Annotated in this window: 20 protein-coding genes; 4 read left to right on the plus strand and 16 right to left on the minus strand. The window is 45.6% G+C overall.

The window, feature by feature from the left end:
• Window positions 1-118: 118 nt before the first annotated feature.
• Entirely contained in the window at window positions 119-1,180 is a 1,062-nt protein-coding gene (locus tag QUA10_RS11790; RefSeq protein WP_333082786.1) for a UPF0104 family protein, read from the minus strand.
• Between the two features lie 254 nt (window positions 1,181-1,434).
• Between QUA10_RS11790 and QUA10_RS11795 the strand changes: the two genes are divergently transcribed.
• Window positions 1,435-3,480: a S8 family serine peptidase gene (locus tag QUA10_RS11795; RefSeq protein ID WP_333082784.1), complete on the plus strand. Its 2,046-nt coding sequence runs from the start codon at window positions 1,435-1,437 to the stop codon at window positions 3,478-3,480.
• A 139-nt stretch (window positions 3,481-3,619) separates the two neighbouring features.
• On the opposite strand, the gene QUA10_RS11800 is transcribed toward QUA10_RS11795, so the two are convergent.
• From QUA10_RS11800 to QUA10_RS11850, 11 genes are all read right to left on the minus strand, one after another.
• A complete protein-coding gene (locus tag QUA10_RS11800; RefSeq protein ID WP_333082783.1) occupies window positions 3,620-4,099 on the minus strand; it encodes a hypothetical protein in 480 nt (159 codons plus the stop codon).
• Between the two features lie 177 nt (window positions 4,100-4,276).
• Window positions 4,277-5,947 carry a glycosyltransferase family 39 protein gene (locus QUA10_RS11805; RefSeq protein WP_333082782.1) on the minus strand — a complete coding sequence of 557 codons (1,671 nt, stop codon included), beginning with the start codon at window positions 5,945-5,947 and terminating at the stop codon, window positions 4,277-4,279.
• 125 nt (window positions 5,948-6,072) lie between these two features.
• The gene (pruA, locus tag QUA10_RS11810; protein ID WP_333082781.1) at window positions 6,073-9,048 is read right to left on the minus strand and encodes an L-glutamate gamma-semialdehyde dehydrogenase; all 2,976 of its coding nucleotides are present in this window, start codon (window positions 9,046-9,048) and stop codon (window positions 6,073-6,075) included.
• A gap of 85 nt (window positions 9,049-9,133) precedes the next feature.
• A complete protein-coding gene (locus QUA10_RS11815; RefSeq protein WP_333082780.1) occupies window positions 9,134-10,051 on the minus strand; it encodes a hypothetical protein in 918 nt (305 codons plus the stop codon).
• Between the two features lie 280 nt (window positions 10,052-10,331).
• On the minus strand, window positions 10,332-10,664 hold the full coding sequence (locus tag QUA10_RS11820) for a type II toxin-antitoxin system VapC family toxin (protein WP_333086261.1): 333 nt from the start codon (window positions 10,662-10,664) through the stop codon (window positions 10,332-10,334).
• Window positions 10,565-10,783, minus strand: coding sequence for a hypothetical protein (locus QUA10_RS11825; RefSeq protein ID WP_333086258.1), 219 nt, complete (start codon window positions 10,781-10,783; stop codon window positions 10,565-10,567). Before QUA10_RS11825 ends, QUA10_RS11820 begins: the two co-directional genes overlap by 100 nt.
• The gene (locus QUA10_RS11830; protein ID WP_333082779.1) at window positions 10,780-11,049 is read right to left on the minus strand and encodes a FitA-like ribbon-helix-helix domain-containing protein; all 270 of its coding nucleotides are present in this window, start codon (window positions 11,047-11,049) and stop codon (window positions 10,780-10,782) included. Before QUA10_RS11830 ends, QUA10_RS11825 begins: the two co-directional genes overlap by 4 nt.
• 194 nt (window positions 11,050-11,243) lie before the next feature.
• Complete coding sequence (locus QUA10_RS11835; protein ID WP_333082778.1) at window positions 11,244-13,946, minus strand: protein-arginine deiminase family protein; 2,703 nt, start codon at window positions 13,944-13,946, stop codon at window positions 11,244-11,246.
• A 101-nt stretch (window positions 13,947-14,047) separates the two neighbouring features.
• Window positions 14,048-14,389, minus strand: coding sequence for a DUF5615 family PIN-like protein (locus QUA10_RS11840; protein ID WP_333082777.1), 342 nt, complete (start codon window positions 14,387-14,389; stop codon window positions 14,048-14,050).
• 3 nt (window positions 14,390-14,392) lie between these two features.
• Complete coding sequence (locus tag QUA10_RS11845; RefSeq protein WP_333082776.1) at window positions 14,393-14,719, minus strand: DUF433 domain-containing protein; 327 nt, start codon at window positions 14,717-14,719, stop codon at window positions 14,393-14,395.
• A gap of 53 nt (window positions 14,720-14,772) precedes the next feature.
• Complete coding sequence (locus tag QUA10_RS11850; protein WP_333082775.1) at window positions 14,773-15,099, minus strand: DUF433 domain-containing protein; 327 nt, start codon at window positions 15,097-15,099, stop codon at window positions 14,773-14,775.
• Between the two features lie 494 nt (window positions 15,100-15,593).
• On the opposite strand from QUA10_RS11850, the gene QUA10_RS11855 reads away from it, so the two are divergent.
• The gene (locus QUA10_RS11855; RefSeq protein WP_333082774.1) at window positions 15,594-15,908 is read left to right on the plus strand and encodes a hypothetical protein; all 315 of its coding nucleotides are present in this window, start codon (window positions 15,594-15,596) and stop codon (window positions 15,906-15,908) included.
• A gap of 20 nt (window positions 15,909-15,928) precedes the next feature.
• On the opposite strand, the gene QUA10_RS11860 is transcribed toward QUA10_RS11855, so the two are convergent.
• The 4 genes from QUA10_RS11860 to QUA10_RS11875 all read right to left on the minus strand — a co-directional run bounded on the left by QUA10_RS11860 (window position 15,929) and on the right by QUA10_RS11875 (window position 20,110).
• Window positions 15,929-16,624 (minus strand): hypothetical protein, encoded by a 696-nt coding sequence (locus tag QUA10_RS11860; RefSeq protein WP_333082773.1) that lies wholly within the window; start codon window positions 16,622-16,624, stop codon window positions 15,929-15,931.
• Between the two features lie 377 nt (window positions 16,625-17,001).
• The gene (locus QUA10_RS11865; protein ID WP_333082772.1) at window positions 17,002-18,411 is read right to left on the minus strand and encodes an NAD(P)(+) transhydrogenase (Re/Si-specific) subunit beta; all 1,410 of its coding nucleotides are present in this window, start codon (window positions 18,409-18,411) and stop codon (window positions 17,002-17,004) included.
• Window positions 18,408-18,701, minus strand: a complete 294-nt coding sequence (locus QUA10_RS11870) for an NAD(P) transhydrogenase subunit alpha (protein WP_006633295.1) — start codon at window positions 18,699-18,701, stop codon at window positions 18,408-18,410. The genes QUA10_RS11865 and QUA10_RS11870 overlap by 4 nt, the downstream gene beginning before the upstream one ends.
• A gap of 260 nt (window positions 18,702-18,961) precedes the next feature.
• Window positions 18,962-20,110 (minus strand): Re/Si-specific NAD(P)(+) transhydrogenase subunit alpha, encoded by a 1,149-nt coding sequence (locus QUA10_RS11875; protein ID WP_333082771.1) that lies wholly within the window; start codon window positions 20,108-20,110, stop codon window positions 18,962-18,964.
• 444 nt (window positions 20,111-20,554) lie between these two features.
• On the opposite strand from QUA10_RS11875, the gene QUA10_RS11880 reads away from it, so the two are divergent.
• On the plus strand, window positions 20,555-21,067 hold the full coding sequence (locus QUA10_RS11880) for a DUF2808 domain-containing protein (RefSeq protein ID WP_333082770.1): 513 nt from the start codon (window positions 20,555-20,557) through the stop codon (window positions 21,065-21,067).
• A 286-nt stretch (window positions 21,068-21,353) separates the two neighbouring features.
• Window positions 21,354-22,625: an MFS transporter gene (locus tag QUA10_RS11885; RefSeq protein ID WP_333082769.1), complete on the plus strand. Its 1,272-nt coding sequence runs from the start codon at window positions 21,354-21,356 to the stop codon at window positions 22,623-22,625.
• The last annotated feature ends 12 nt before the right edge of the window (window positions 22,626-22,637 follow it).

Below are 22,637 nucleotides of genomic sequence, written 5' to 3' on the forward strand. Positions count from 1 at the left end.
CAAGTAATTTACCTCAGTCTGTGAGTTGGAACTCAGGACTTTGATTATAGCTTTTACTACATGGCCCGATTAAGGGTTTCCTCGAACGCAGCAAATTATCTTCCTCAAATATTTGATTTCAAATTCGCCTTTTTTGACTGCGCTGATTTCGCTGGCGATCGAGTTTAGCTAAAAATGCACCCGAAACATCCGCCAGAATACTAATTATCCGATACAAAGCAACGGCACTCAAAATTATACCCGTAGAAAAGCGATCGGACAGCAGGGCGATCGCCGTTGCTTCAAATACTCCCATTCCCCCCGGTGCACCCGGTACGACTAAACCGACAACAAACGCAAAACAAAAAGCACCGAACAAGTTGGGAATATTGCTAAAGTTCACCGGAGTTAAAACCATTATAGTTAGCAAAAATCCGCAGCCCCGCAATCCAATAAAACACATTTGTCCGATTAACGGCACTAAAGGATAGCGTTTAATTGGCAAATTAATTTTGCGGCGCGACTTGACATTAGATGTTTTTTTAGCTAGAGTGGAGGTAGACTCTATAGAAAAATTTAGTTCCTCGCCCGCCACCTCCTTAGTATTTGAATTTGCGCCATTGTTCTTGGATAACTTCAACCGCTCTACAAAGAGAACGATCGGATTTAAAATGCGGGGATGAATCGCCATTAAAATAGCAGTACAACCAACAACCCGCAACAACCAATTGATTTTATCAAAACAAATCAACCCAATAAAAACGCCTGCAGAAGCCATCAGCAGCGGTTCCAGCAACACGCTGAGAGTAGCAGCTTTCGGGAAAATGCCTGCTTTTTTGGCGTCCAATATTCGACCCCAAAAATGCCAAATATTCCCCGGCAAATACTTGGCAATATTAGTTTTGAGAAAAACTTGAATCGCCCACGCGGCAGTTACAGGTTGGCGGAATTCCCGCAAAATCAACATCCACACCCAGCCGACAAAAATTAGAGAAAATAAAGTGACGCCCAGCGCGATCGCCAGTAACGGAAAACTTTCGGCTCGAATTTGGATATTCGCGACTTCTCGCCAGTGAGTTAAAAAAGCTTTGGCAATAAATAAAAACGTCCCGCCCAAAATCAAATAGCGCAAATAAGGCCTTAAATGCGACTTCGCGATCTTCAAAAAACTCTGAATTCTATACAAGTGTTGTTTTCCCATTTTCTGATCCCGGTTTTGAATTTGGGATTAAGTTATACTGTTTTAGATTTTATATTTAAGATGGGCAAAGGCGAAATTGTGGTTAATTTACACGGCACGATATGACGGAATAAATCTGTTTAACCTAACCTGTGCAGACCTCTACAGACTTTGCGTAATGCCCGCCTTACAGACTATTTAGGGCGTTTTTAAGCACAAACTTAAATTTAAAATCTAAAATTTAGATCCATATACCTCGCTAGGAGTACATTTCTATGCCCGGCCCGAGCCCTGACGGTCTTTCCTATCTTTTAGATGATAGCCCCAATAGTTTCGCCTTGACTCCGGGCTTTTTGACTCCTTATCCTAACGGATTTTTTGCCCTCGGCGGCAACGATTTTATTGTGGGTTCGTCGGATGCCGAAATAATTAGCGGCGATAATGGTAACGATCGCATTCTCGGCGGTGGCAATTCCGATACCCTGTTAGGGGGTGCGGACAACGATTTGCTTAACGGCGGTGTCAGCAGCGACATCCTGTTTGGCGATGGCGGCAGCGATACCTTGCAAGGAGGCAAGGGAGGAGACGCCCTCAACGGTGGCGACGGCAGCGACGTTTTAGTGGGCGATGGGGGCAAAGATACCCTGACAGGGGGTTTGGGCCCAGATACCTTTGTTCTCCGTAGCGACTCCGCAGTCTCCGATCCGGCTGCTGCAGACGTTATTACTGACTTTAACAGTTTTGTGGATTCGATCGGACTGACTGACAACCTTACCGAAGCTGACTTGATTCTCGAAGAAATATCGATCGCGCCCGGTATTTCCAATACATTAATTAAAATTCGCCAATCCAATGCTATTTTAGGCTTGGTAGCCAACGCATCTCCACAAGACCTCGCCGATACATTCATCTCTGCAACTACAGTATTGGGCAACCAACTCGATCAAGCTCGCGATTTAGGCGTTTTGGGTGGCACTCAAACGATCGCAGACTCGCTTAGCAACGCCCGGCCAGACGGCCTTTACCGCTTTATTTTGCCTTCAACTAGCGACTTTACATTAACTGTCAGCGGTTTGACGGCGGATGTTGACGTGGCATTAATTAAAGATCTTAACGGCGACAATTCTATTGACTTCACCGATATTATTGCTTCTTCTCAACAACCGAATTTATCGCCGGAGTCGATCGAGATCAACGGTTTAGCCGCAGGAACTTACTTTGTCCGAGTTTATCAATACCAAGGCAGTACAGATTTCACCCTAAATCTATTTGCAACTCCTGCAACTGTTTATCCTAACAATCCGAGCAACTTGCAGGGTTTTGACTCTCGTTTTGGGTTCGGTTTGGTGAATGCAGCGGCGGCAGTTGCTAAAGCTCAAGGTACTGCAACTTTTCCTGATGTTCCCGACTTGGGCAGCGACGAGTGGGGCAGAGATTTAATTAAAGCTCCAGAAGTTTGGGCCCAGGGCTTGACTGGAGACGGAATTGTGGTGGCAGTTATTGACAGCGGAGTTGACTACAATCACCCGGATTTGACGGGGAATATTTGGAGCAATGTGGGGGAAACCGGTGTTGATGCGATCGGTCGCAATAAAGCTAGCAACGGCGTTGATGATGACAACAATGGCTTTGTTGACGATTTCCGAGGATGGGATTTTGTCAACAACGACAATGACCCGATGGATGATAACAATCACGGCACTCATATATCGGGTTTAGTTGCTGCGAAAAAAGATGGGGTTGGGATTACTGGAACTGCTCCAACTGCGAAGATTATGCCTTTGAAAATACTCGATAGGGCAGGGGTGGGCAAAATTCGGGATGAAATTAATGCGATTAATTATGCGGTGGCAAATGGAGCGAAGATTATTAATGTGAGTTTGGGTGGCCTACAGTTGAATGTTCAAGAATTGGATGCGATTCGACTGGCAGAAGCTCAAGGCGCGATCGTGATTTCGGCGGCGGGAAATGATGCTCGCCCACAAGCAGATTATCCGGCTCGGTTTGCCAATGAGGTAGGAATTGCTGTCGGTGGTGTTACCCGAAATGGCTTGTTTGCGAATTATTCTAACCGGGCGGGTGCGGAGACAATTAATTACTTTGTTGCTGCAGGCGGCGACGCTGGCACGACGGATTCTGGTGACATTTATTCAACTGTGCCACTTTCTCAACCGGGGATTCCTTATCGATATTTTGCGGGTACTTCAATGGCAGTGCCACAAGTATCCGGCGTGATAGCTTTAATGTTACAAGCTAATCCGAGGCTGACTCCTGCTGATATTAAGAGGATTCTTGCGGAAACTGCCAATCGATCGGTTTGAATTTGATGCAAGTGCGATCGATCTACAATCCTCAATCTTCTACCAATTATTAAAAGCGAACCGTAGGGACACCGCAATGCCGTGTCCTACTCCCCGCGCCGGACAGGCAATGCCGTGTCCCTACTTTTGGGAATTGGTATTAAAAATTGGCGGCGTAAGTTAAGTCAAATTGGCGGCACAGGGTGATGCAGCAGTAGGTTGGTCGATCAAATACTAACTCGTAATTCATCTGCCCGTCTATTTTGGTGATCGGCTGCTTTAAGGGGATGCCATGAATGTCGTATTGGCGGCGTTCTAAGGCACTCCAGTCGATAATTTTGAAGTCGATTTGGTTCTGCAACTCAGTTGCGATCAGATATAGGTGCATCTTGTCTTGAACTTTCCCAGTCAGGGGAACTTTTATTAACACTGACTGGGTGACTAGGGGTTTTTGGTCGTTGGGATGCTTCTGGGTGTGGCAGCTTTTGAGTTCTATATCGTAAGGTTCTACCTTGAATTTCTCTCCACTGGCGATCGCAGATGAGTGCAAATCTTGCAGGCACTTTTCTAGGTGAGGAATCAGCCCCAAGTCTGGATCGCACAGCAGTTTACGAATGTTGGAGGTTTCAGTGACTGTCATTTGATATTTTTGATGTGATTTTTTGATTCTTAACTTCTAGCTTACCACGAAAAGCAAATCTATCTAACTCTACTTGCGACATACTTCCAAAAATGCCGTTTATTGTCAGTATGTCGCATTGAATAAGACATTTATTTTTTGGCAGCAAACTCGTGTTTTTTGCCTTAATATTTGAGATTATTTTTTGGTAATTTTCCATAGATTAAGCTCGACATTAGTGGCAGCCGGATCTATTTGATAGTTTTGTTGCTGAATTGCCGATCGCAAAGTAGAGGACGGTCTGTATAAAAACAACTCACTGAAACCGCCGGGAATTTGCGGGGGTTGGGGTTTTTTCTTTGCCAATTCTCGATTTTTGTAGCAAGAAGTGTAACAGTGGGGTTCTATTAGCAGTTTGACTTTGGGTTCTAGGTAATAACTTAAAGGCATGATATATGCGATATTGGCATCGCTGATAATTAGCGGATTGCTGGCTTGATTGACATTCGCGGCTACTTCCAAGGCACCCAACCAACCGCTGCCTTTATTCCACCAAATATCTGCTTGAGAACTAACTCCACCGGATATAATACCTGCGGAAAAAACTGCAACTATAACGATTTTCCACAGTTTTTGCTGTTTTAACTTCTCCAAATTGTTACTAATTTTTGCAGACAGCAGGTAAGCCACTGCTAGCTGAATTCCCACATAACAAGGAACTAAATATCGCGGATTTCCCGATCGCCTTCCACCCTTGATTATATCAGGTACTGCTAAAAACAAAGCAGTTGTTGCAATTAATAACAATACAATCAACCACACTCGCTTTGGTGTTTGTCGGCATAGATAATAAAGGGCATAGCCGACCAAAGCTAAAATCATGATACCAACTGGAATTAGCAAAGCTAGTTGTGTGGCGTTGGCAGTTCCATCAATGCCAATATCAAAAAATGCTATGCTGATAGAACCAACCCACCTGCTGACTAATCTTAAGTAATTTGTTTGTTCTGCCCATGCTGTTGTGCTTCTAACTTGATTGAAGTTTTCTACAGTATGTACCAGGGAAGGCATGAAGCCGATCAAAGCCATTAAAGAGGCTACATAATAGGAAATGAATGTTTTTACATCGCGCCAGTTGGCAATAACTGCGACGTAGATTGCGTGGGCGGCAGCGACGCAGACAAATAACAAGTGTGTGTAAAATCCCAGTGTTGCTGTGCCTGCATAAAGCGCCCAAGAAAGAACGAGGGCGACAGCATTTTGAGTTGAGTCAGGGCGCATTGCTCGCAGCAAGGCTGCACTGGATAAAATAGTAGTTACTGTCCACAAACTGTACTGTCTCGCTTCTTGGGCAAATAGGATGTGGTAGGGAGAAACTGCGAAAATGGCGATCGCCATCCACGCTACTGCTGAAGATTCAAATAACTCCCAAGCCAGCCAATAAATTGCGGGAAATACTAGCAAGCTAATCACGGCGGCCAAACTTCTCATTGCTGCAACGGAACTGCCGAACCATTGCGCCCAATATCGCGCTAGTACGTAATACAGAGGGGGGTGTTGGGGGTCTTCTGTTGCTAAAGAATTCAGGGTATCCCTTACAGTTTTTTCGGAATTTATCTGCTGATACTTTTGTAAATCCGCAGGCGAGGTTATTTTCTGGTACGAAATTTGTTTGATTATTTCGGCTTCGGTGTAGCCCGAAACTCTCAAAGAAGTATATGTTTCGTCTATCCAGTAAAATTTGCGATCGAGATTGGCGAATCGAAATAAAATGCCTATGACTAATACGGCTATAATTAAAAATCGCAGCCACTTGTCAACTGAAGGGATGTGAGAATTTAGTCGATCGCGATCTTTAGTAGATTCCATTTTATAACTAGCTAATCTGGCACAAATTTTTTCTGTTACGCCCCCGTAGGGTGCGCCTAGCGCACCCTACGGGGGCGTAACAGCCAGAGAGAGGACTTCAGTCCTCATTACGAACAAAGGAATGATTAATCATCCACTCCTTCAATCGGCGCAAAACCTTGCCGCTGAATATTTTCGGTTATGGTGCGGGGTTCGAGGAATTGCAGCAAATAATCCGGGCCACCTGCTTTAGAACCAACTCCCGAAAGTTTGAATCCTCCGAAGGGTTGCCGCGATACCACAGCGCCGGTAATTCCGCGATTGATGTACAGATTTCCCACTTCAAAATCCGATGCGGCTCGATCGATATGCGAAGGCGTGCGAGAATACAATCCGCCGGTTAAAGCAAAATTAGTGCCGTTAGCAATAACAATCGCTTCGCTGAAATTCTTGGCCCGCATCACCGACAAAACTGGGCCGAAAATTTCTTCTTGGGCGATAGTTGCTGTGGGCGATACTTCCGTAACAATGACTGGGCCGACAAAATAACCGGTTTCCGGTGCCGGCATTTCTAAAGCTATTTTAGCTTCGGCGCGACCTTTTTCGATGTATTCGCGGATGCGCGACTGGGCATTTGCATCGATCACAGGACCGACTTGAGTACCGGGATTTTCTGCAGGGCCGACATTGAGCGATCGCGTCGCTTCTACCAATCTTGCCACAAAATTATCGTACACAGATTCGACCACAATTACTCGCGAACAAGCGGAACATTTTTGGCCGCTGTATCCAAATGCCGAATAAACTACGCCTGCAACTGCTTGGTCTAAATCCGCACTTTCATCGACAATAATTGCATTCTTGCCGCCCATTTCCGCAATTACTCGTTTCAGGTGTTTTTGTCCAGGCTGCAAAATCGCAGCATCGGCATAAATCTGACAGCCAACTTCCTGAGAACCGGTGAAAGTAATCATGTGAACGTCGGGATGTTTCACCATGTAAGCGCCCACGGTTGAACCTTTGCAAGGCACGTATTGAAATACGCCTTTGGGAATGCCAGCTTCTAGCAAAATTTCTGTGATTTTTGCTGCAATTACTGAGGAAACTTCCGCAGGTTTGAGCAAAGTACAATTACCTGCAACCAGCGATGCAACTGTCATGCCAACGGGAATTGCCAGGGGGAAATTCCAAGGCGAAATGATTAAAGAAATGCCGCGCGGCTGATAGTTATAGCGGTTCGTTTCTCCGGGAATATCGTAATTTTTTCCTTGTTCTAGCCGTTCCATTTCGTCGGCGTAGTAGCGACAAAAATCTATAGCTTCGGAAACTTCGGCATCGCATTCTCTGACGGGTTTGCCGACTTCAAACACCATCCAAGCTGACAGTTCGTGCCGCCGCTGTTCCATCAACTCAGCGGCTTTGCGGAGGACGCCGGCGCGCTGGCGAACGGGGGTTTTCCGCCAACTGGTAGAGGCTGATTTTGCTGCTTCAAGGGCTTGTTTGGCTTGTTCTTCGGAAAGCAATCCGATGGTGCCAACTACTTCTGTGGGATTGGAAGGGTTGAGGGAATTAACTGTTGCTTCAGTATTTTGGTACTCGCCATTGATTAGGGGTAAATAGGTTTTACCTAAGTTGGCGCGCACTGATTTGATCGCTGTTTCTGCTTGTTGCCGCAATTTGGTATTGGCGTAGTCGGTATCGGCAACGTTGGGAAATACTTTGCTGTAAACTAGCTGGTCATTTCCGTTAGCAACTGGCGCGGCTAACAATTGTTCGATCGGCATTTCTTCGGAACTTTGCCGGATGAAAGAACTGTTGGCGGTATTTTCCAGCAAACGGCGGATCAAATAAGCCATTCCCGGCAATAAGTCACCGTAGGGGCAGTAGACTCGAACGCGATAACCCCGATCGACTAAAAGCTTAGCCAATTTGTCGCCCATGCCATACAGCACTTGCATTTCAAAGCGGCGGCGCGGTATATTGAGAGTTTCGGCAATGGCGATCGCCCTCGCTTGCGATCGTACATTATGACTGCCAATAGCTGCATACAAATATTCGTGATTTTCGAGCAGCAACTGCGTCATCTGCTCGAAATTTGCATCGGTAGTAACTTTGTCATTATAGACCGGCTGCGGCCAATCTTTCTGCATCGCTTTGATAGTTTCCTGATCCCAGTAAGCGCCTTTTACCAGCCGCACTGTTACCGGATTTCCTCGTTTTTTTGCCCAGGAAATCAGGTTTTGCAAATCTTGAGCACTGTCGCGCAAATATGCTTGCAATGTAATTCCAATATCCGTGCGACTGCGAAACTCTTCCTCTAACAATAAGTCTTTGAGAATGGTCAGAGTTAAACTTTTGTAAGCATACTGTTCCATATCGAAATGAACAGCCGCGCCCAATTCCTTCGCGCGGCGCAGTAACAGGCGAATTCTCTCGCTTACTTTCTCCTCGCTACCTTTAGCATCCAACGGGTCAAACTGAGAATAAAAAGCTGTTAATTTTACGGATACTTGCACTCGCGGCAAAGTTTCATCATCAGCTTTATCAATTGCATCTACTTGTGGCCAATTCTTCGCTGCCTTAGCCAGTTCCTCCATTAATTCCAAATAGCGGTTAAGATAAATTTGCGCCTCTGTTTCAGTGATGACAGCTTCCCCCAAAAGGTCAACTGTAAAACCCATTTTATCTTTACGAAGCCGCTCTAAAGTTTTAATTACCTGCTTGATATTTTCCCCAGAAATATACTTGTGCGCCAAAGTTTCCACAGCAGGCGCAACCGTCGTCGCTGCCAATTGTCCAGGAATCGAATCAGCGTTAGTAAAATTGAGCAATTTTTTCAAAGCTTCGGGCAATTCTACCTCTTCGGCGGTCAGGTATTCTTGCATGTGGCGGGCAATTTCCGGCTTGCTGCGGAGTGCCGGCAAACAGTCGATGAATCGAAACAATTGCACCCGCAGTCCGGGGCTAGCCATCGCCCAATCCATTAGTTTGTCGTCCCAGCGCATTTGGTCTTGGAGTTGACCGAAAAAAGAGCGCTTTTTGTCTTGAGTGGCCTTCAGGATTTCTTTGGCAATTTCTTGGGTTTTTGCTTCGTAGATGCTTGGAGATATTTGTGCAACCATTGGTAATTAGTAATGGGTAATTTGTAATTGGCAACCAGGGCGGGTTTATGTATTGTGTAACTACCCCCTGATACAATTATAGTTGCTATTTGACTTCAATTTTAACTTGGTAGTTTGCTTGGCGATCGCCTGAAATTTCAATAGTATAATCGCCACTACTAGCTAGTTGACCTTGCCACTGACCTGTGCTATCAGCAGTACCTAACTTTTCACCGTTAGGAGCAATAATTGCGGCGCTAACTTGACCTTCTTGAACATTTATTGTCATGCTTTGGCCGCTATTGCACTCCAGTAAGTAGCGCCTGGATATGTTGGCTCGCAAACTATTGCTCAGAGTAGTTCCCGTAGCACCAGCTTGAAAGTAAACTCGCTCGGTTACAGGGGTTTCAACCGCAGCGGGAGAAGGAGAAGGCAACGGCAACGGCGAGGGTGACGGCGAAGCAAGTTGCGGAACGCCAGACACAGAGGGTATTTGAGTGGGACGGGGCGACGGAGGGAATGTGGCGGGCCGTCCATTTCCAGGTGCTGGGGGAAGTCCGGGCCGGCGGTTGGCGGGCGCTGTTGCGACGGTTGGAGGGCTTTCGGGGAGGGGTACGTCAGCGGGTAGTTTGATTTGAAGGTTCGCTCTTTCCTGATATATTCTCCACGCTAGCAAACTGCCGAGACTAAGAACGGAACCGACTAACATTCCGCTGAGAAAAACGGCTAAGATTTGCCAGGAGCGAGCTGGTTTTGGTTCGGGGTTCGCAGTTGGAATTGTTGGAGACGGATAACTTGTAAGTTGAGTTGTTTCCGGCGCGCTATCGGCGGCAATGGGAATTGTTTCGGCTTCGTGGATGGGGGTTGAAATATCTTCTGGCGCGACAATTTCTGCGGGAGTCTCTACTGATGCTGAAGGTGCATCGGCACTGGCAATTTCACTGCGATCGAACTCATCGCTGGTAGGAGAAATTGTTTCTGGTTGCTGAGTCAAAATTGGTTTTTTTTCCTGTTCGTCGCTCATGGGGCTAAATTTATTTTACAAAGACCGCTTTTAGACATTTTACGTTACTGGTGCGATCGCCTGCACTGAAATTATCTAGCAGAAGGAAGAAGGCACGACACGGATTTTGACACGGATACACGGATTAATTATCGAGGGTTAGGCAAAAGTTAGAAGGAAGATTGTTCATCTGCATACAAATCGGCCATGATATTAGTCTATCTTATAGCGCTCAATATTATAGCGCTCATTTTTTTCTAATAAGAATAAACACGTTAATTGAGTTCCTATAAAGCTAAGGCTAATGCGGTGTTGGTACCTCGAAATCGTTAAACGATATAACATTATAAGATGTGCCTGCTAAAGCTCTGACTAGCTTTTGGTCAAGAGTTAGCAAAGGCGAGTCAACTTGCTGTGAAAGAGCAACATAACTGCCATCATAAGCAGAAATTCCATAATTTAAGGCGATATTTGTTGCACCTAAAATCAGTTCAGCAGTAGATACTCCACGCAAGGATAAAGCTCTAAGATTAGCTAAATCTGTTGGAACATCGGCTGCAGCGTAAAGTCCAGCACGGACATACTTCCAGATAATATTTGCACACTCAATATAAAACAGATCGGGTACAAATATTTCAGTCTGTGAATTTCAAGATGGGTAAACAATTGAACGACTTTAGATGACAGCGGATCGGGGATAAATTGCTTAATCCCCACGCTAGCATCGACTACGCACCTCACAGGATTGGTCATCTGTCGCGATCCTCTCTAATTAAAGCGGTACTATCTAGTATCATCCCCATATTGGCTGGACGAGACTCGCGACGACGGCTGATTTCTGCCAATATTTCTGTTACAGACTTTTTACGTTTTCCTGAGAGGGGTTTTGTCTCTGTTGATAACTCGGCTTCTAAAATGGCGATCGCAAACGCGCTAATCGAGCGGTTTTGAGCTGCGGCTAACTCTTGCAGTCTCGCGTACAATTCCTCTGGTATATTTTCTATTTGCAGGGTAGCCATCTGTTAAACTCCTAGCATAGTTTGGCTAAATATTAGCATAGGGAGGCGGGTTTAGGAGGTATATTGAGATTTACCGTTGGGTGGGGGCGGGTTTATGAGATTGTTCGTTACAGGCGCGTATTGTTGGTGAACCCGCCCCTACAAATTACCAATTCCCAATTCCCCATTACCCATTCCTCATTACCAATTACCCATTAGTAATTATTAGGCAAAGACTGCCAAAAAGGCCGCTCTTCAGGCTTCCTCACAGTATTCGTCGCCGACTGCACGTTTCCTTTCAATTCTTGATAATACCTGTCATCCAGAAAACTAACGCTGACGCCAGCAGGAAGCAGCAGTTGACGCAATCTTTCCTGAGTGTAATCTACACCCTCAATCATTGGCCCGCGCGGATTTGAAACTAACAACTTGCCATTAACTGGCACCGAATTGACCATATTTGGCCACCAAGCATAACCGCTGTAGCCAAACATCACCGGAACTTGAATAATTTGGTCGTCTCGGAGTAAAAACTCTCTTTTCAACTTCTCTATAATCGGATTAAGTTTCTGATTTTGCAAATAGAGATTGTGTTGAATTAAAGCGCGATTTTGCAAGGCGGCGCTGACTGTTGTTTGAGTGCTCAAACCGCGATTGACCGTCACATCGCCGTAACCTCTTCCCTGCAATTCTTCCAACAGCTTAACTCCGGCTTCGGGACTGGCGATCGCCATTACATATTGTCCGGGAGTTTGAGTGGGAATAAAATTGATAATTTCATCGACTTGGCGAGTCAGAAGCCAAGAAGTATCAATATCCACTGGCGGCCCTTGAATTCGCTGAGCTTGAATAAAATCAAGTACCTCTGGATTAAAACTAGCATTTCCAGAATTCCCGTAATAAACTCGACCCATTGGGTGTCCGGGAATCGGCGGTGTTACCTGCAAATTGCCGTATCCGTCAGACCACTGACTTACAGGGTCTAAAGAACGAGGATTGCCAATTTTAACTACTTTCAAATCCCGGTCTTGAGTTAATTTAACAGGCGGGTTTTTCTCTGGTTCGCTATTGCTTTTTAGGGCGACATTAAACAGGCGTAAATCCGATTTTTCTGGCAATTGAACGTAGCCGTTTTTCTGGGTATCTTGCATCCAAGTGCGATCGCCCTGGAGAATTTTTACTTTGGCGCCCGTGGGTTCTACTGCTTCTTTTAGTTGCGAGATAAATTCGCTGTTTACCGCGCCTCTGTCGCTGACCTGAACTTCGGTTACTGGTGCTGTATTGGGCGCTATCATCCAAGGACTAACGCCCATTTGGATTGTTGTGGAAGCGATTTCTTGACCGTTGTTTTGGGCAGTTGCTTTGAGATTAACAGTGCCGTTCCAATTGCGATCTGCAAATTGTTTGGCTTCGACACCTAAAACAATATTAGTGCTGAAAACTAGAGGTTTAGCACCGGATATATCTACAGGTTGCCAGCCGTCGCCCGTCTTCTGAAAAACGCTGATGTGAGGGCTAGCAATGCTGTCAGCAGTGATAAATAACTGAGAGGTTTTGAAGTTTTCCGACAGTGTTAAGTTAACTTGAGAAAGCATTGCTGCACGGCGGGGAGCGCTAACTTTGGTTTGTTTCCAAGTCGGTATCTTGCCGCGATCGTTATTGCGATCGTTAAATGAAATTAGCGCGCCCTTGGACAAAGACCATTGTTCTTTTCCCGCTTCGTCTTGCTCGTTAATTTGGCCATCTCTGTTGGTATCTCCCGCAAAGAAAAAGTTCGACGGGGACGCAGCAGGCGTAAATGGGGCGGAAGTTGGTGTTGCAGTTGATTCAGGAGTTGGTTGAGAAGTTGCTTGCTGATTTCTCTCTAACTCTTGTCTTTCAAGTTCTTGTCTGGCTAATTCTTGTCTGGCTAACTCTTGCCTTTCAAGTTCTTGCCTGGCTAACTCTTGCCTTTCAAGTTCTTGTCTTTCAATTTCTTTTCTGGCTAACTCTTGCTTTTCAAGTTCTTGCCTTTCAATTTCTTTTTTGGCTGCTTCTTGCCTTTCAATTTCTTGTCTGGCTAACTCTTGCCTTTGGAATTCTTGCCTTTCAATTTCTTGTCTGGCTAACTCTTGCCTTTGGAATTCTTGCCTTTCAATTTCTTTCCTGGCTAATTCTTGCCTTTCTAGCTCTTTTCTGGCTAATTCTTGCCTTTGGAATTCTTGCCTTTCTAGTTCTTTTCTAGCCCGGTCTTTTTTCTCTTGCTCTTTTCTCTCTATTTCTCGACGAGCAAATTCTTTTTTCTCTTGCTCTTTGCGGGCTCGCTCTCTTATCTCTTCTTCCTCGGCTCTAACTTTCTCAATAGAACGTGCAACTTGCATTTCATAGGTAGCGACACTGAGGTTTCCTTGATATTCGATGGTTTTGTCGATCGCCCCATCGGCCAAAAAAGAATCGTGAGGAATGAGTCGCAGCGTATTGATAGCAATTTGCCACAGGCGTTGCGACTGTTCCCAAGTAGCAGAAGAAGGATTAGAAGTGCGTCCAATTAAGACTGCTTGGGCGGCAAATTTAGCAGCCTCGTCCCAATTATATTTGGCTGTTTCTTCTATTTGAATCTGACTCTGAACGTTTTGGAGTTGCTGCGTCAGAGCTTGAGATTGCTGGCGGTGGATTGCTGATTTCCAAAGTTCTGCCGGAAACGGGCTGCTGTCGGGAGTTTTCGCAAGGTTATCTAATTGTACTTTCAGCCGATCGCGCAATTTGTAAAGTTCGGAAAGGGATTGGGGAGTTTCGCCGTCTGGCTGTCGCCCAGAGAGTGCGAGTTGGTAGTTTAGGGAAGGTTGAGCCACTGTTGCGGGGACTGCAACCCAAATAATACCGATGACGACACCGAAACCATTGACGATCGCAATCGCAATATATCGAACCCAGCGCATATAGTTTATCCTCAGACACGCCAATAATTTTACCTAATATTGGGAGCAATGGGGGATTTAATTGTAAGGTTGTTAGGTCGGGAAGGGCGATCGGCTTTTTTTCATGTCGAAGGACGGTTAACTCGAATTAATTTACCGTTCAAAGTATCGATCGCAGAAATAGCCTCATTAATTCGGGTCGCCTGTCTTTCCCAGTTGCTATCTTGAGTACAAATGATAATACCAGCATGGTTGGGTTGTGAGCGATGCAGTCGAATGAAATCCCCTCGATTGAGAGTCAAAACTGCTCGCTCGTTACTCACTGCAAAAGCCAATACCTCCTCATCAGGAATCCCTAATCCTGCGTTTCCGGTTTCTTGAACTGTTAATACATCGTTACCTAAAGGTCGAAGAAACTCAACTACTGGCAACGGATACTGTTCGTCTGCATAAAGTCGCGCCATGTTTTAGGCTTCCTCATTTTCTTTGATTGCTTGTTCAATTTCGTCTGGGTAAGCATCAGCATAAGCCCAAGCATTGACTAAATCAGCCGCAGTCAAATGGGGATAGCACTTAAAAAGTTCCGCATCGCTGCATCCGAGACGGCGATAACCCACCAGTACCCAAACTTGTATGCGAGTATTGCCGACACAGGCATCCCCTCCACAGACACCCGGAGTCTTTTTAATGCCTAAAGAACCGTTGGTTAAATTTTGAGTTAGGATGCTGATTAGTTTAGCTTTATCAACCGCATTTAAGGTTAAGACTTGAGTTTCTAATTCTTGTATAGTCATAAGTGCGATCGCCGGAATATATTATCTAGATTATAGCAAATTCGCGCCATGTTTTAGGCTTCCTCATTTCTAGCGATCGCAGCTTCAATTTCCTCTGGGTGTACCTCAGCATAAGCCCAAGCATTCGCCAAATCTGCTGCACTCAAATGAGGAAAATCTTGCAAAATTCGCACATCAGTTGCACCCAGATGGCGATAATTTACTAACGACCAAATAGGTATGCGAGTATTGGCGATTCTAGCATGGCCACCACACACGCCAGGAGTTTTTTCTATTCCTTGCCAAGTATTGCTTAAACTTTGAACTAATAGCTGTATTGCTTGAGTTTTTTCACCGGGAGTTAAGGCAAGGAGTTGTTTTTCTAATTCTTTCAGTGTCATTGTTTGCTATCTAATTAAGATTGAATAACATCCAGGTTAGAGTACACCGCAGTGCCCTGTCTCTACAAACAATTCGGGTAGGGATACGGCAGTGCCGTATCCTGACAAATATCTGCAATTAACCAACAGAATTTGAATGCAATCTATTAGCTAGATTATAGCGCTTGAATCAACGCGATCGCCCGTTTTGTTACCACATCTCGGCAATACTGATTCCTTACCCGTAGCTGCGACTTGAAAAAAATGGTACGATCGTATTAATGTGCGATCGAGAAAATCATACACCGCTATTGTAGAAATTATTCGCAGGAATTACGCACTCAGACCAAAGAAACCGCGTTTTTTAGAGAATCGGTCGCTGTGTACGAAGTATTTTCGCAAAAAACCCGGTTTCTGCCTTCCCACGAGTCAGTCTTATATTCATTTAGTCACTTTCTCCATAAATGGAAGTAAAAATCGTGAAATCGCCCTGTTATTTCCTAATTTTTATCCTTATGGGATTATCCTTAACAAGCTGCGAACAGGCGAAGTCATTTCAAGAAATAGATCGAAAATTTAAAAATAGTAATGCGATTGAACAACACAATTTTAACTTGCAAGCGGGCGATCGAACGGTCGAACGAACTAACAACATCCAAGCAAGTCCGAAGAGTGGGAAGTTGTATCGAACTACCAACTCACCGGAAGAAAGTGCGATCGTGTTAGGAATTTTCGGGTTTTGTTTGATGTGTTATTTATTAGTTTGGAAGTTTCGCGGGAGGGAAGAAGCTAACAAGATGTTGAGAAGAATCAGAAGAAGAGTGAAGTGAGGATAGATACTTGCTAAACCTCATTTTTTCTTAGTGCGGTTGCGTTTTCTCGATTCAGCCGCCGTATTTTTTGCTTTTTTTTGTTTTTCTTTACTTGCTTTAGATTCATTGACAGCACTACCACTTATCGGTTTGCTGGAAAATCCCGATGTATCGGAGTTTTTAGCTGCAAGTAGAGGAGCAATGCTAGCATTATATATCTCCTGAAATTGTGTTAGACCTTCCCCCGTACTCATATCAAACCCTGCTTGATGACCGAGCGTTACAAAGGATTTGGCAAATCCAAATTTAGAGGAATCTTCCATAATCTCCTTAAATTCCGGCTCGATATCCCGCAGGTATTTGATAATTGAAGTGGCATTTCGCAGTTTAAATTCTCGCTTCAAAAATTGCCAGAACGCCAATAATTCCGGGATAGCATTTTCACCTTCTTCCGGCGAAAGCAAACTCACTTTCCTGGGAAACAACTCTTCGACTACAGTTGCCACATCTTCCACTTTCATGCGAGGCAGCGTAAAACCTTCATAGCCGAAACCGTAATAAATGAACTGCGAGATCCAAAATCCAACGTCTGGATAAGTTTTACAGTATTCTTCTCCTTCGGGAGAATTGACAAATAGCTCGATTAGCGTTTCCTGATAATCTTCCAAGAGTGGTTCTGCTTCGTCATAATCTAGGCCATTTAGTTGGCGGATATTAAAAGGTTTATCTGACATAGTTGAAAATTTTTTAATTTAATTGACTTTAGCTCTAAGGTTAGTACAATTTTTGCAGTTCTATTAATTCTTTAGGATTTCATTATATTTAAAAAATCTCCGATCGAGGTATATTTGACTAGCACCGATCGCCCGTGACTATTTAAACCAAGCTAGCATTGTATAGGGCGATCGCCCGTCTCCACCGAACAGCGAAAGATGTGATATAATCTCAAGATAAGATTCGGCGATTGAAATCGCTTCTACACAAACGAAGTCGGCCTCCGCCGACTGAAGAATATTAATATCAAAACTAAATCCAAACAAAAACCCGGTTTCTCCAAGAAACCGGGTTTAATCATCCGCGTTAATCCGCGTTCATCTACGGTTACAAAATCCTACAACTGCTTCACCTCAGAAACCAATTTGGCAACCACATCCTTAGCGCTACCAAACAACATCATCGTCTTATCCTTGTAGAACAACTCATTATCTACACCAGAAAAACCAGCACTCATCCCGCGCTTGATCACGATCGTATGCTTAGCCTTATCAACCTCCAAAATCGGCATCCCATAAATCGGGCTCGCCGTATCGTGACGCGCCGCCGGATTCACAACATCATTCGCACCAATCACCAACGCCACATCCGTTTCTTCAAACTGCGGATTGATATCGTCCATATCGTACAACTGCGGATAAGGCACGTTTGCTTCCGCCAACAGCACATTCATGTGCCCCGGCATCCGCCCAGCCACCGGGTGAATCGCGTATTTCACGTCAACACCCATTTTTTCCAAACCGTCGGCTAACTCGCGCACGGCGTGCTGTGCTTGCGCTACAGCCATCCCGTAACCGGGAATAATTACAACCGATCGCGCATAACCCAACATCATCGCACTTTCTTCGAGATTGATGCTGCGAACAGTTTTGTCAGTAGCACCAGCAGCCCCAGCAGCAGCCCCAGCACTACCGCCACCGCTACCAAACGCGCTAAACAGCACACTACCCAAGGAGCGATTCATCGCCTTGCACATGATTTGCGTCAAAATAATCCCCGACGCGCCCACCAATGCACCAGCGATAATCAGCATATTGTTCATCAAAATGAACCCAGCCACACTCGCCGCAATCCCCGAATAAGAGTTAAGCAGCGACACCACCACCGGCATATCGCCACCGCCAATCGGGAGCACAAACATGATTCCCAGAATATTGGAAATCGCCACCAAAGCCAGGAATACCGGCACATCCTCCGGGTTAAACAGCATATAACCGCTGCCGGCTAAAAGTGCGATCGCCAGCATGGCATTAAACGGCTGTTGCAGCGGAAACGTCATGGGCGCACCAGGTAGCAATTCTTGCAGTTTCGCAAATGCCACAAGGCTACCAGTGAAAGTAATTCCGCCAATCAACACACCCAAAAGGATCGTGATTGTCGCGTCTGGAGTTGGCGATTCCGGGATGCTGAGATAGCGCCAGAATTCGCCCACAGCAACCAGTGCAGAAGCAGCGCCCCCGAAACCGTTAAGCAAACCCACCATCTGCGGCATATCCGTCATCGCCACGGTATTCGCCATAATCGTTCCCAAAATGGAACCGACGATAATTCCGACAGCAATCAATTCGTAGCTGACTACTTGCTTTTCCAGCAACGTACCGACGATCGCAATTAACATCCCGATCGCAGCTAACACATTCCCTTGACGGGCAGTTGCAGGGGAACCCAACTGTTTCAAACCGATAATAAACAAAGATGCGGCAACTAAATAACCTAGTTGAATGCCACTGGGCAGAAAATCGCTCACGCTTTAACCTCTTTTTTCTTGAACATTTGCAGCATTCGATCTGTTACTAAGAAACCGCCGACTACGTTAATTGTGGCCAGGGCGATCGCGATCGTCCCCAAAATCGAAGTAACAGTCACATTGCCTTGGCCTGAAATCAAAATGGCACCTAAAACCGCAATCCCCGAAATCGCATTGGAACCCGACATCAAAGGTGTGTGCAGCGTCGGCGGAACTTTATTAATTACTTCAAATCCCACAAACGACGCTAGAGTAAACACCACTAAACCTGCAATCAATCCTTCTGCCATAACAATTGGTAATTGGTAATTGGAAATAACTCGTTCCCGGTTGCGTCTCACATCTTGCACTATTCTCAAGAACAGGCAAGATGCCTGTTCCACAAAGAGTTAATTTTCTTGTGGGGTGGGCATCCTGCCCGCCCTTGAAGAGCTTATTAGCAATCGCACTATTCTCAAGAACAGGCATGATTCCTGTTCCCCAAAGAGTTAATTTTCTTGTGGGGTGGGCATCCTGCCCGCCCTTGAAGAGCTTATTAACAATCGAGAATCTAACTGACTGCTGAAGCCTGAGCTGCCAAAGCATCGCGAACTCGCTGGTTGCTAATTTCACCATCGCGGGCAACACAAGCACCAGCAATGATATCGTCTTCAAAATTCAAATTGAGTTCCTTATCTTTCACCATCAACTGAAGTAAAGCCGAGATATTCTTCGAGTAAGTTTCGCTAGCGTGGACAGGCATCGACGAAGGCACATTAATCGGGCCGATGACATTAACGCCGTTCCATTCAACATCTTTCCCCGCTTCCGTGCATTCGCAATTGCCGCCTTGTTCGCCCGCGAGGTCAACAATTACCGATCCGGGCTTCATTTGAGAAACCATTTCTCTAGTAACTAAAATAGGTGCTTTTCTGCCGGGAACTTGAGCGGTTGTAATAACTGCATCGGAAGCGCTGACGTGTTGGGTGAGCACTTGGCGGGTGTATTCTTTGGCGGCTTCTGATAATTCTTTAGCGTAACCTCCGGCGGCGACGGTTTCTTCCTTAAGTTCAACATCAAGGAATTTAGCGCCCAAACTTTGCACTTGTTCTTTTGTTTCTGGGCGGATGTCGAAGGCTTCGACTACCGCACCCAAACGGCGCGCCGTGGCGATCGCCTGCAAGCCAGCAACGCCCACACCCATTACCAATACTTTCGCGGGGCGAATTGTACCCGCCGCCGTTGTCAGCATCGGAAAATACTTTGGCAAAGCTGCGGCTGCGATCAATACCGCTTTGTAACCGGCGACGTTACCCTGAGACGACAGCGCATCCATGCTTTGAGCCCGGCTGGTGCGCGGGATCATTTCCATGCTGAATGCCGTTACTTTGCGATCGGCTAAACGCTGCACTAAAGCTGGATCTCCCAGAGGATTCAAAAATCCGATGAAAACGCCTCCTTCCCGGAGTTGATGAACTTCTGATTCTTGCAAGGCTCCGATTTTCACGACGACATCGGCTTCGCCCCACAGCCTAGCGGTATCGGCGACAACCTGAGCTCCCGCTTCTTCGTAAGCAAGATCCGAGAAAAAGGATTGTGCGCCGGCACCGGCCTCAACCCAAACTTCTACGCCCTGTTTGACTAATCGGGCTACAGCGTCGGGTACTAAAGCCACCCGGCGTTCCCCTGCTGCTATTTCTTTTGCGATCGCTAATTTCATGAACTCTCCTTATTTAAGCCTTCCTAGGACGGTTGAAACCGCGCCTACACAGACAAAACCTGCCTCCGCAGGTTTCTTGAAGTGCGATTTTTAATCGCCCGATGCCTTGCTTTACATTGAAGCAGCCGTTGCCCTAAACTTCTCTCGTTGATACTAAAGCCGATCGCCCAAATTCGACCCGTATCTTTAACTTATCTTATACATTCAAATTCGCTAAATGGTTAAGTTTGCCACCGATTATGATATAATTTTATGTCGCCTAATTCTGTAGTCTGAATGTCTGTTATCAGTATTACGCAAAAATTACGCAAAAAAAAGTGACCTCAGCCGGCGGGCGATCGCCCTCATCAAATTGCTGAGAGATTCGATATATTGTAGGCACGATCGCAAATTTCGGGCGAGCAATATTTAAGGTTCACCAAGAGTTTAATTAGAGGAGTTGTTATGCGACGATTATTTTCAGCACTAGCGGTTACAGGTTGCTTGGTGGCTGGATTACCCGCCATCAGTTTAGCCCAGTCCATGCCAGGATTCACGATTTTCGGCGGTCCCGATCGCGCCAACCAATTAAGCTATCGCTTGGATTACGGTACACCCGGGATGAGTGGCGATAGATATCGGCTGCGAATTCCTTCCAAAAAAGTAAGTTTGGCGATCGCCCAACTGAACATATCCTATCCAGACTACTACAAAGGCGAATTTGACCAAAAAAACATTAAAGTGCGCGTCAAAGACAAAACAATAGAATTGCAAGAAGTAATCTGGGACAAAGAAAATCGTTTCATAGAAATTTATCCCAAAGAACCAATTCCTGCAGGCAACAATGTTGAGGTTGTACTCTCCAACGTCAGAAACCCATCTCCCGGCGGAATGTACCATTTCAACGTCCGCATCCGCACCCCCGGAGACGTTCCCTTGCTGCGTTACCTCGGTACTTGGTTGTTGAGCATTAATTGAGGCAAGAGTTCGGGGACGGAATTTCTCGTTAGTCAAGCGATCGCGACAGTTAAATTTAAATGTGGCGATTTTTTTGCTACGGGGAAAAATTAACCATACTTAAATCCTGGTTTTCGGGAGTTGTGAAAATAGAACCTCCGGCTCATATCGCAATTCTCAATGATTCGTAATAATGAGTCTAGGGGCAGTCCCCCGATGGTTGCCCTTCGGTAATTAGGGGTACAGGGGCGCTACCCCTAAAAAATGTTTACCAATCAAATAGGATTGCTTTAGCCGTACTTGCAGCATGAATCTACTAGCAAAAATCAAAACAATAAAACTTCCTCCAGCGCTGCGATCGAGAAATTATCGCCTGTTTTTTGCAGGACAAGGCATCTCCCTGATTGGCAATTGGATGACGCAAGTCGCTACTGTGTGGCTTGTCTACAATTTGAGCGATTCACCTTGGATGCTCGGTGTGGTGGGATTTACAAGTCAAATACCCACATTAATTTTACTGCCTTTTGCAGGAGTTTTAATCGATCGCTGGAACCGCCACCGAGTCCTAATTGCCACTCAAATATTAGCAATGGTTCAATCCTTAGCCTTAGCATTTTTAGCGCTAACAGGAGTCATTAACATTTGGCAGATCGTGGTACTGAGTTTCTTTCAAGGTGCAATTAACGCCTTTGACGCGCCGGCACGGCAAGCTTTTGTGCCGGAACTTGTAGAAAAGAAAGAAGATTTAGCAAATGCGATCGCCCTCAACGCTTCCATGTTCAACGGCGCCAGATTAATCGGCCCAGCAATTGCAGGTTTGCTAATAGCTACAGTCGGCGCAAGTTATTGCTTTCTCATTGACGGACTCAGCTACATCGCCGTAATTGCAGGCTTATTAGCGATGCAAATCAAGCCCCGAAAAATTGCCGCCACTAATACCAAACCCTTACAAAGATTAAAAGAAGGATTCGTTTATGCCTTCGGGTTTCCCCCGATTCGAGCAATTTTACTGCTATTAGCATTAGTCAGTTTTGCCGGAATGTCGCACACAGTATTAGTCCCAATTTTTGCCACCAAAATTCTGCAAGGCGACGCACAAACCCTCGGCTTTTTGATGGCATCTTCGGGAGTCGGCGCCTTCGCGGGGGCGATTTATTTGATTTCGCGCAAAAGTGTAGTTGGCCTCGGCAAATGGATTGCGATTTCACCGGCAATTATGGGATTCGGACTGATAGGTTTTGGTTTGTCCCACGTCTTGTGGCTGTCATTAATCATGATGTTGTTCGTGGGGTTTGGTTTCATTTTGCAATTTGCAGGAGGAAACACATTTTTGCAAACAATTGTGGAAGACGACAAACGCGGAAGAGTGATGAGCATATACACGATGGCATTTTTTGGAGTCACACCGTTTGGGAATTTAGTTGCTGGGGGATTGGCAAATTATATCGGCGCTCCTAATACACTAATCATTGGCGGTATAATTTGTGTTTTAGGCTCCATAGTTTTTACCAAACAGTTGCCAGCTTTAAAAAACTTAGTCCGGCCACTTTATCAAAAAATGGGTTTAATTCCGCACTAGGGATTTAGTGTA

Origin of the sequence: Microcoleus sp. Pol8_D6 (assembly GCF_036700965.1) — a bacterium.
In the GTDB taxonomy this organism is placed as follows: Bacteria; Cyanobacteriota; Cyanobacteriia; order Cyanobacteriales; family Microcoleaceae; genus Microcoleus.